10 protein-coding genes are annotated in these 10,831 nt (G+C 28.2%); 9 read left to right on the forward strand and 1 reads right to left on the reverse strand.

What is annotated here, in order from left to right:
* Positions 1-429 precede the first annotated feature (429 nt).
* A complete protein-coding gene (locus tag H8S20_RS01760) occupies positions 430-1,710 on the forward strand; it encodes a dicarboxylate/amino acid:cation symporter (protein WP_186859166.1) in 1,281 nt (426 codons plus the stop codon).
* A gap of 45 nt (positions 1,711-1,755) precedes the next feature.
* On the opposite strand, the gene H8S20_RS01765 is transcribed toward H8S20_RS01760, so the two are convergent.
* Positions 1,756-2,856, reverse strand: a complete 1,101-nt coding sequence (locus H8S20_RS01765; RefSeq protein WP_186859167.1) for a GerMN domain-containing protein — start codon at positions 2,854-2,856, stop codon at positions 1,756-1,758.
* Between the two features lie 122 nt (positions 2,857-2,978).
* On the opposite strand from H8S20_RS01765, the gene H8S20_RS01770 reads away from it, so the two are divergent.
* The 8 genes from H8S20_RS01770 to H8S20_RS01805 all read left to right on the forward strand — a co-directional run.
* Positions 2,979-3,224 carry a DUF1292 domain-containing protein gene (locus H8S20_RS01770; RefSeq protein WP_366455372.1) on the forward strand — a complete coding sequence of 82 codons (246 nt, stop codon included), beginning with the start codon at positions 2,979-2,981 and terminating at the stop codon, positions 3,222-3,224.
* Positions 3,225-3,309: 85 nt separating this feature from the next.
* Complete coding sequence (locus H8S20_RS01775; protein ID WP_186859168.1) at positions 3,310-5,067, forward strand: helicase-related protein; 1,758 nt, start codon at positions 3,310-3,312, stop codon at positions 5,065-5,067.
* A gap of 41 nt (positions 5,068-5,108) precedes the next feature.
* The gene (locus tag H8S20_RS01780) at positions 5,109-5,600 is read left to right on the forward strand and encodes a GNAT family N-acetyltransferase (RefSeq protein ID WP_032118179.1); all 492 of its coding nucleotides are present in this window, start codon (positions 5,109-5,111) and stop codon (positions 5,598-5,600) included.
* Positions 5,601-5,733: 133 nt separating this feature from the next.
* Positions 5,734-6,618 (forward strand): DMT family transporter, encoded by an 885-nt coding sequence (locus tag H8S20_RS01785; protein WP_186859169.1) that lies wholly within the window; start codon positions 5,734-5,736, stop codon positions 6,616-6,618.
* Between the two features lie 80 nt (positions 6,619-6,698).
* Positions 6,699-7,280, forward strand: a complete 582-nt coding sequence (rbr, locus tag H8S20_RS01790; protein WP_032118181.1) for a rubrerythrin — start codon at positions 6,699-6,701, stop codon at positions 7,278-7,280.
* Positions 7,281-7,429: 149 nt separating this feature from the next.
* On the forward strand, positions 7,430-8,140 hold the full coding sequence (locus tag H8S20_RS01795) for a DUF2238 domain-containing protein (protein WP_032118182.1): 711 nt from the start codon (positions 7,430-7,432) through the stop codon (positions 8,138-8,140).
* A 153-nt stretch (positions 8,141-8,293) separates the two neighbouring features.
* Entirely contained in the window at positions 8,294-10,066 is a 1,773-nt protein-coding gene (locus H8S20_RS01800) for a M3 family oligoendopeptidase (protein ID WP_186859170.1), read from the forward strand.
* 64 nt (positions 10,067-10,130) lie between these two features.
* Positions 10,131-10,831, forward strand: a 701-nt coding sequence (locus H8S20_RS01805) for a YybS family protein (RefSeq protein ID WP_186859171.1), incomplete at its 3' end; no start/stop codon positions are given.

The raw sequence follows: 10,831 nt of genomic DNA on the forward strand, positions 1-10,831 counted from the left end.
TTCTATCCAAACTGGATAGGGAAGAAATTCTAAAAAAGATTTAAAGATATTCATAATTAAAAAGTTCCTTTAGTAATTTATTTATATGTAATATTATAGCATATAAATAAATTATCTTTACATAAATAGCGAAAAATATATATTTATGGATATTTAAGTCAGAGAATTGCGAAGGATTAAAGAAAAAATATAAATGAAAGTTTTTAAATTATAAAATTCAAAAAAGAGTAGTGGAATATTGAGACGATTATAAAAAATGGGGGGGAGAGTTTTAGAAGGTGTTTATAATGCGTATTTAAAGGAATGAAATATATGAATAAAAAATGTTGATTTTTTAAATTTTTAGAAAAATGAATAAAGATTTTGAGAATATTCATTTTTGTGGTAAAATATAGATATGAATTAAGTAAAGATAAAAGGGGGAATTTTATGAAAAGTAAAATGGGATTAACTACAAAGATATTTATAGGGATGGGATTAGGATTACTTTTAGGATTAATAATTAGAGTATTGCCAGCAGGATTTATAAAAGATACTCTGTTTCTAAACGGTATTATAAAGGTTTTAGGTACAGGATTTATTAGTGCTATTAAGATGCTTGTGGTTCCATTGGTTTTTGCTTCGATAACTTGTGGAGTTGCATCACTTGCAAATATAAAAAGTTTAGGTAGAATTGGTGGTAAAACAATAGTGTTTTATTTGTTTACAACAGCTGTTGCTATATCTATAGCTATAGGTCTTGGATTTATAATTAATCCAGGAGTTGGATTGGATATGTCAAGTTTAGTAATTCAAGAACCTACAATAGGAGAAAGTCAAAGTATAGCAGATTTAATTATAAGTATAATTCCAACAAATCCAGTTAAAGCTATGGTAGATGGTGATATGCTTCAAATAATATCTTTTTCAATTTTATTTGGGGCAACAATAAGCATATTAGGGGAAAAAGCTAAACATGTAAAAAACTTTATGCTTAGTTTAAATGAAGTTTGTTTAAAGATGGTTAATATAGTAATGGCAATTGCACCAATAGGAGTATTTGGATTAATAGCTAATACTTTTGCAACAACAGGATTTGAAGCTTTCGGATCCTTAATAAAATATATGATAGTTGTATTATTAGCCTTAGCTGTACATGCTGTGGTAGTATATTCAGGATTATTAAAAGGATTTACAGGGCTAAGTATTGCTCCATTTATTAAAAGATTTGCAAAAGTAGCAGCTGTAACTTTTTCTACTGCATCAAGTGGGGCTGCATTACCTATTACCAAAAAGGCTATGGATGATTCAGGTGTTAGCAATAAAGTATCATCCTTTACAATACCTTTAGGAGCGACAATAAATATGGATGGAACGGCTATAATGCAAGGAGCAGCTACAGTATTCATAGCTCAAATATATGCAATAGAATTGGGGATTGGGCAAATTATGGTTGTAATAGTTACGGCTACACTTGCTTCAATTGGAACAGCTGCAGTACCAGGAGTAGGGTTAGTTATGCTATCAATGGTGTTAAGAACTGTAGGATTACCTGTAGAAGGAATAGGACTTATCATGGGAGTAGATAGAATATTAGATATGTGTAGAACTACAATAAATGTATTTGGTGATTGCATATGTACACTTATAGTTAGTAAAAGTGAAAATGAATTTGATGAAGAGAAATATTATTCTAGCGATGATACTTTAATTGATGAAGTAACTGCATAATAATATATATTAAGGAGGCAAAATGATTTGCCTCCTTTTACATTTTTAATTTAATTTTTTAGCTGAGGATAGGTCGAAATTAACTGTTTCTCCATCAGTAAGAAGAATATGACTTCCGCTATAAGCCTTACCATCAATTAAAATTATAACTTTGCCAATATTATAATTATAGCTATAAGTCATAGCTAAAGTTTGCAATAAAGAACTTTCTGACCCCGAACCAACTTTACTTAAGATATCATAGTAGTTTTTTGAAAGATTTACTGTTATTAAGTCTTTAGATCTATCTAAATCTGCAGAAATCACATTAACTGTATTAGGGATAGAAGAAAAAGAAGATGAAGGTGGTGTTTTTAATGCATTAGTTAGTGCTGTAGTTAGTGCGTTATCTGTTACGTTAAGAGTGGTATCACTATAATAGATACAATCATTATCTCCATCATAAAAATATAGTCTACAAATTTTATCGACATTGGTAGAAGGAGTGGATATTTCTGAATTATAGGCTGTAGCATCTGAGAAGCTAGTATTAAAGTAACCGTCAGGGAGATCTCCTTTTAAAGATGTATAAAGCTCATCTCCAAAATAGATAGATACTTTGTTTACTCCATAATTATAGCCGTAAGTATTTACCAAAGATGATAATAATCCACTCTCTGTAGCTGTCCCTAAAATCATTTCATTCACATATGATTTGTTAAATACAACTTTTAAGATGCCTTTATCTTTATCTAAGGTAGCTGATTTTATGCCAACATTAGGAGTTAGTTTTAAAAAAGTATCACTAGTGGTATTTGTTTGTAGTTCTTTTGTTAATGCGCTAACTAAAGCATTATCTTTAACCTTCAGGTCTTTATCTACATAATAAAGATTTAGCTTTTCGGAGTCGAAAAAAAACAATCTACAGTTTATAGTTTCTATTGGATTTTCGTTATTTATATTTGGATCTTTTGGAGGGGGAGTGTTATTAGAAGAATTACTATTATTAGAAGTATTATTTTCAGAAGGATTAGTAGTGGAATTACTATAGTTAGAATTTTGATTTTTGTTATCAGAGCTACTATTAGAAGTATTTGTTATAGTGCAGCTAATAAGAAATAAAGAAAGAAAAGAAGTTAATAGTAGTGATAGTATTCTTTTATTCATTTCAACCTCAATATAAATATTTTATACTAGTATATTAAAAAATTTGAGAAAATTTACTGTAATAAAATTAATAGCTATAATTTTTATGTTCTTTGAACAATACTAATATTATAAGTGAAGGAGTGATAATATTGGAACAGAAGATAATGACATTTAGAGATGATAATGGAAATAAAATTGATTATCAAATTTTAGAGCAAAAGCTAATTAATAAAACTGAGTACGTAACAATGGCTCCAGTTAATAATAAAGCTGATGTTGAAGTATTTAAGATAAAATTTGATAGAGATTGGAATGAATCATTAATTCAAGTTGAATCAGAAAAAGAATTAGATATGGTACGAAAAGTATCAAGTGTAAAATTTTAATTAAAAGTTTAAGGGTTGTTTTGAAACAGCCCTTATTTGTTGTACAATATAGATGTAGGAAATAAAATCCTTATGGAGGGATTGTATGAAAAAAAATGCAGCACAAAGAGAATTTAAAAAAATAAAAGGTCAAATTGCTCAAATAGAAGAAATTGTTAATCATTCTAAAGCAGGGGCTCTATTTGAACATGAAGCAGCAATAAGAAAAAAGATAAATTTGCTTTTGGAAATGGAAAACCAAGGGTTTAAAGAATATAATGATGTTTTAGAAAGATATGAAGAGTTGCTTGAAGAGACAGCGAAGAGAATACTCAATGCATATAATAAAAAAAATGGAACAGATTTTGATTATTATCAAGTTGTAAGAGGAAATTATAAGTTATTATTAAATTCTGGATTTATTACAGTTCTAACAAAACATCATATTCCTAGTATAATAGCAGAAGAATTTGAAAAGAACTTTCCTGATAATCCTAAAAATGAATATATAAATGCTAGAAATATGGAGAGAAAATTTTTTGTTCATTTAGGTGATACAAATACAGGAAAAACCTTTAATGCTATAGAGAGATTAAAAACTGCAAGAAAGGGAGTATATCTATCTCCGTTAAGAATACTAGCTTTAGAAAACTTTGAAAAGCTTAACAGTGAAGGTGTAGTTTGTAACTTAGCTACGGGAGAAGAAGAAATAATTAAGGATGGAGCTACGCACACTTCTTGTACAATTGAAAAACTCAATTTAAGAGAGGAATACGATATCGCAGTTATAGATGAGATTCAGATGATAGGTGATTCTCAAAGAGGTGCAGCGTGGACAAGAGCTTTATTAGGAGTTAAATGTAAAGAAATTCATGTTTGTGGAGCTCTTAATACTAAGGAATTATTAGAAAAAATATTAAAAGATTGCAAAGATGAATATGAGATAAAGGAATATACAAGGAATATTCCTTTAGAGGTAGAATATAAAAACTTTAATATTAGAGATGCACAAGAAGGAGATGCTATAGTAGTTTTTTCGAAGAAAAGAGTATTAGAAATTGCATCAGAATATTCTAACTTAGGAATTAAGGCTAGTATAATATATGGGGATTTACCACCAGAAGTTAGAAGAATGCAATATAATCAATTTATAAATAAAGAGACAAAGGTTCTTGTTACAACAGATGCTATAGGAATGGGAGTAAACTTACCAATAAGAAGAATAATATTTATGTCTATTAGAAAGTTTGATGGAGATGAAGTAAGAGAACTTACATCTCAAGAGGTGAAGCAGGTAGCAGGAAGAGCAGGTAGAAAAGGAATCTACGATATTGGATATGTAGCTTCAGTAGGAGATACTGCTGATTTTATAAAAGAAAAGATAGAGACTAAAGATAAGATTATAGAAGAGGCTGTTATAGGTCCATCAGAAGCTATATTAAATATAAAAAATTTACCATTAAAAGAAAAGTTAGCTTTATGGAGTAGTAGGGAAGAAAAACTGAATTATTATAGGAAAATGGATGTAAGTGATTATCTTATTGTATTGGAAACTATTAAAAGATATAAATTAAAAGAAGAGATAGAATGGAATTTGCTAAAAGTTCCTTTTGATGTAAAAAATGAAAGTCTTATGGAGACATTTTTAAAGTATGTTGATGAATTATTTGTAAATAAAGAAAAAAAGTTGTTTAAACCAGAATGCTATAAAGGAAACTTAGAAGCTTTAGAGATATATTATCAAGAAATAAGTATGTATTATTCATTCTCAAAAATATTTTCTTTAGAGTTTGATGTAGAATGGGTATATAGTGAGAGATTAAAAGTAAGTAATGATATAAATGATATTTTAATTAGAATTTAGATATTATTTAAATATATTTATGTAACTTATAGGGGGATAACATGAAAAGATATAACACAAATATTGAAGGTTTTACATTAAGAGAAACGGACGAAAATGATTTATCATTAATTTTGGGATTTATTAAAGAGATTGCTGAGTATGAAAAATTAGCCCATGCAGTAGAGGCTACTGAGGAATCACTAAAAAAATACGTTTTTGAGAAAAGAAGAGCAGAAGTATTAATAGTTGAGAAAGATGAAAAGCCAATGGGATATGTAGTTTATTTTTATAATTTTTCTACTTTTACAGGAACTTCAGGCCTTTATTTAGAAGATGTATTTATAAGATCAGAGTATAGAGGCATGGGATTAGGAAAAGAGATATTTAAGCTATTAGGCAAAATAGCTAGAGAAGAGGGTTGCAAGAGAATGGAATGGGTTTGTTTAAACTGGAATGAGCCTTCAAAGAAATTCTATACTGGTTTAGGTGCAATTCCTATGGATGAATGGACTACATTTAGATTAACAGAAGAGTATGTAAGAGAACTTTAAAATTTAATAAATAAAAATAAAGTGGTTAGTCCACTTTATTTTTATTTATTCATATATTTAAGATAAAAGTTGATTTATTATTTGTTTTAGTTATTATAGAATGTAGAAAAATAAATATCAAGGGAGTAATAGAATGAACGAACTAAGTAATAGGACAAAAGGAATAATATTTATAATAGCATCTGCGTTTGGATTTGCCATGATGTCTGCATTTGTAAAGCTAGCAGGAGACTTACCATCATTTCAAAAGACTTTCTTTAGAAATCTTGTTTCGTGTATAATTGCAGCTATCTTTATTATAAAAAATAAGGAGAGTTTTTTTGGAAAGAAAGAAAGTCAGAAGATATTAATATTAAGATCAATTTTTGGAACTATAGGTATTGTTTTAAATTTTTATGCTATAGATAAATTAGTTTTATCAGATGCTAATATGTTAAACAAGCTAAGTCCGTTTTTTGTAATAATATTTTCAGCATTATTTTTAAAGGAGAGAATAAATATAAAACAGAGTATTGCAATTGTTATTGCATTTCTAGGGGCATTATTTATAATAAAACCTACATTTAATTTAGATATAATTCCATCATTATTAGGGGTAATGGGAGCTATTTGTGCAGCAGCAGCATACACTTGTCTAAGAGTTTTAGGTGGAAAAGAAAAACATTATACTGTAGTGTTTTTCTTTTCGTTATTTTCAACTGTTGTAATATTTCCGTTTATGATTGTCGTTTATAAGTCTATGACAATGACCCAATTCATATATTTAATATTAGCTGGAGTTTTTGCTAGTATTGGACAGTTTGGAGTAACATTAGCATATAAATATGCACCTTCAAAGGAGATATCAATATTTGATTATTCAAATATAATTTTCTCTGCCATTATTAGTTTTATTATATTTGGAGCCCTACCGGATTACTTAAGTGTTTTAGGTTATATTATAATATTTAGTGCATCATTTTATATGTTTTTATATAATAAAAAATTAGATAAAAGTGAAAGGAAAGGAAATAGCTAATAGTTAATATTCACAAACAGCTATTATTGTGGTAAAATATTACTGTACAAATGGAATAACAAGGGAAGGGGATTTTGAATATGTTAAAAGGAAGTAAAACAGCAGAAAATTTACTAAAATCTTTTGCAGGAGAGTGTCAAGCAAGAACTAGATATACTTATTATTCAAGTGTAGCTAAAAAAGAAGGTTATGTACAAATAGCGAATATATTTATGGAGACAGCAGAACAAGAGAAGGAGCATGCAAAGAGATTTTATAAATTTTTAAAAGATGAGTTTGCAGATGAAGCTATAGAGATAACAGCTTCTTATCCTGTTGCTTTACATGGTGAAACTGCTAAAAATTTAAAAGCAGCTGCAAATGGAGAGCATGAGGAATGGAGTGCTGACTATCCTGAGTTTGCTAGAATAGCAAGAGAAGAAGGATTTTTGGATATAGCTGTTGCCTATGAAAGAATTTCAGAAGTAGAATTTAGACATGAAAAAAGATATAGAAAACTTTTGGAAAATATAGAAAACGATTCTGTGTTTAAGAAGGAAGAGTCTGTATTATGGAAGTGTAATAATTGCGGATATATTTATGAAGGAAATGAGGCTCCAAAAGCATGTCCGGCATGCTTACATCCACAAGGATATTTTGAAGTGTTTATAGAGAATTATTAATATATATTTTAAAATGACATGTAAGTATAATCTTATGTGTCATTTTTTGTTTTTTAATTAAAAAATATGTTTTACTTTTTATTGAAATTGTTATATGATATTGAATCAGGTGATTTACACATAACAAATATTAGGGGGAAGAAAAAAAGTTGAAGGATAAAAAAATAAACTATCAGAAGATACTTAAATATTTCGTACTTATTTCGCTTATTCTAACAATTGTATTTTTAGTATGGGCTATGATTGTAGCTCCATCAGTAATGAATCCAAGTGATCCATTTGCAAGAACAAAAAATGACTATGTACTTATTTTATGTCAGTGTATTTTAGGTGTAGTTGCAATGTTTTTACCAGGATTATTTGAACGTAAATTTAAAATAGAAATACCTTCAAATATGTTAATTCTTTATACAATATTTTTATATTGTGCGATATATCTAGGAGAAGTAAAAAGCTTTTACTACAACGTCCCACATTGGGATACTATACTACATACATTTAGTGGAGCTATGCTAGGAGCTTTAGGGTTCTCTTTTGTAGCATTATTAAACAAATCAGAAACTGTTCCTATTAATTTAAGTCCGCTATTTGTAGTTATATTTTCATTCTGCTTTGCAGTAACTCTAGGAGTGTTTTGGGAGATATATGAGTTTGCATTTGATGGTCTTTTAGGTTTAAATATGCAAAAGTTTGCTTTAGAAGGTGGAGCAGATTTAGTAGGAAGAGCTGCGTTAATTGATACTATGAAAGATTTGATTGTAGATTGTTTAGGAGCCTTGATTATGTCAATAATTGGTTATATATCACTTATTTATAAAAAAGGATGGGTTGAAAAGCTACAATTAAAGAAAAAAAGATAATTTTGAGAGGATGTTTTGGACATCCTCTTTTTATTTTAAAATTATCTTAATTATTTTTTCATATAGATTTTTATTTGTGAAATGGTATAATAGTTTATAAGTAAAAAATGGAAAAATTACTTATAAAATTTATAAAGATTGGGGAGAATACAGGTGGAATTAAAATGGAGTTTAAAAGAATTATATAAATCCTTTGATTCTGAAGAATTCAAAAGTGATTTAGAAAAGGTTGATAGTTTAATATGTAATCTTAATTTATGGGTTGAAAAAATAACAGAAAGTAAAGATAATTCAATAGAAAAGTTAGAAGAGTATATTGACTACTACACTGATATAGAAAATCTAGTAAATAGGGTAGGGGCATTTATTCATTTAACTATTAGTGCAGATACGACTAATACTATTGCGTTAAAATACTCAGATATATTAGATGATAAATTAACTAATATTGTTGAAGCTGATACAAAGTTAAATAAATGGATAAGTTCATTAGATAATTTAGATAGAATTATTGAATCTTCAGATAAACTTAAAGAACATAAATTTATATTAACAAGTATAGTAGATAAAGCTAAATATCTTTTATCAGATAAAGAAGAAAATATAATAGCTAATATGCAAAATACAGGCTCAAATGCATGGCTAAAGCTAAAAAACAACTTAATTTCAAATCATAAGGTAACTATTGAAGATGATGGTGAAGTTAAAGAATTACCTCTTACAGTCGTTTTGAATATGGCTTATGATAAAGATAAAGATGTAAGAAAGAAGGCTTATTTAGCTGAAATAGAGTCATATAAAAAGATTGAAGATGGTGTAGCCGCAGCTTTAAATTCAATAAAGGGGGAAGTATTAACTATATGCAAGCTTAGAGGTTATGAGTCACCACTAGAGCAAACTCTTATAAATTCAAGAATGGATAAAGAGTCATTAGATGCAATGCTTTCAGCTATGAAAGAAGCTATGCCGACCTTTAGAAAATATTTAAGAAGAAAAGCTGAAATGTTAGGATATAAGAACGGATTACCTTTTTATGAAATGTATGCTCCAGTTATAGATAAAGATATGGAATTTTCATATGAAGAAGGAGCTAAATTTGTAGAAAAGAATTTTAGAACATTTAGCAATAATCTAGCAGATTTTGCAAAGAAGGCAGTAAAAAATAATTGGATAGATGTATATCCTAGAGAAGGTAAAGTAGGAGGAGCATTTTGCTCAAATCTTCACTTTATAGGGGAAAGTAGATTTTTATTAAACTACGGTAATACTTTTAGTGATGTAGTAACTATGGCTCATGAATTAGGGCATGGATTCCATGGAGAGTGTCTAAAAAATGAAAGTGCTTTAAATTCTGATTATCCTATGCCTATAGCAGAAACAGCATCAACATTCTGTGAAACTATTATTAAAAAAGCTGCTATAAAGGAAGCTGATAAAGAAGAAGCTTTATCAATATTAGAAAGTGAGATAAGTGATTCAACACAAGTTATAGTAGATATATATTCAAGATTTTTATTTGAAAGTTGGTTTTTTGAAAAGAGAAAAGAAAGTGCGCTTTCAGTAGATGAGATAAAGGATCTTATGATTAAAGCACAAAAAGAAGCATATGGAGAGGGATTAGATCCTGAATATTTACATCCATATATGTGGACTTGGAAGCCTCACTATTATTATGTTGATAGTAATTTTTACAATTTCCCTTATGCATTTGGGTTATTATTTGCTAAAGGTTTATATGCAGAATATCTCAAGAGGGGTGATTCATTCCCTAAAGAATATGAGAATTTACTTTCAATAACAGGGAAAAATAAAATTGCAGATGTAACAAAAGTTATGGGAATAGACATTCATAATAAAGACTTCTGGAGAAGCTCTTTAAAGACAATAGAAGAAGATATAGAAAACTTCATAGAACTAAGCAAGTAATTGTAATATAATAGTTTTTATAATTAGGATTGTAATAACTTAAAAACAAATGAAGGTGAATAATTTGAAAACAAGAAAACTAACTGAAGCAGCTATGCTATCTGCTCTTTTTGTTGTAGTTAGTATAGTAGCAATCTCTACTGGAATTATGTATTCGATATATTTAGATATGATAGTACCTATTTTTATTTCAATCTTATATTTGAGAATAGGATTTAAATATACGGCACTATCGTCAATAACATCATTACTTATTGTAGCATTAACAATCGGTGATGTTCCATCGGCAATATGGATGAGTCAAGGTATTATTTTAGGGCTAATATGTGGATTTTTTATATCCAAAAAAGGAAATATATTAGATGATATATTATGGTCATCAATTGGTGGATGTTTTATAGTGATACTTATAGATGTTTATTTGTCTACGTTAACTGGATACAGTTTAATTAAAGATTTTGACTCTGTAGCTGTAATGTTTCCTTTAAACGAGGAATTAACCAAAATGGCTTTTTATATTTTTGTTGCGACTATACCAGTAGGGACAGTTTTAGTATCTTATATTGGAACTCTATTTATAGGTCATAAGTTGAATATTCTAAATGGCTCAAGTAAAGAAAAGTATAGTATATTAAGTAATTTTAGAAAAATAGGTAGTTATTTATGTTGTTCTAAAAAAACTTATTTAATTGCTATAGGCTACTTGTTAATAGTAGAAATCATTAATAATACTAATTTTACTATTGCGTCTACTTATATAAATAC

Source organism: Clostridium hominis (assembly GCF_014287825.1).
GTDB lineage: Bacteria > Bacillota > Clostridia > Clostridiales > Clostridiaceae > Clostridium > Clostridium hominis.